Origin of the sequence: Burkholderia sp. SIMBA_051 (assembly GCF_046534915.1) — a bacterium.
GTDB classification, from domain to species: Bacteria; Pseudomonadota; Gammaproteobacteria; order Burkholderiales; family Burkholderiaceae; genus Burkholderia; species Burkholderia ambifaria.
The window spans coordinates 1-244 of record NZ_JAWRXS010000727.1 but is presented as its reverse complement, the minus strand read 5'-3'; the positions used below and the strand labels follow the sequence as shown (position 1 = coordinate 244).

Here is a 244-nt window from a genome sequence, read left to right as displayed (position 1 = left end):
CTGACGATCAGGCCGGCGCTCGCGCGTTGCGCGTAATACTCGGCCATCAGTTCGTTCGCTTCGTCGCCGGGCTGGGTCGCGCGCGAGCGCGTCATCGGCGGCATCACGATACGGTTCGGCAGCGTCAGCGCGCCGAATTGCAGCGGTTGGAACAGCGGGTCGTGGTTCATGCTGGTGTCCTTTGAGTGCCGCGGCCGGCTGGCCGCGCATGGGTCGATCGTCGGATGGGCGCGCTCAGTCCCAC

Annotated in this window: 1 pseudogene; it reads right to left on the bottom strand. The window is 68.0% G+C overall.

Annotated features, from left to right (window positions below):
- Positions 1 to 170 (bottom strand): annotated as a pseudogene (locus SB771_RS36365) (alkene reductase); the annotation flags it as partial.
- Between the last annotated feature and the right edge of the window lie 74 nt (positions 171 to 244).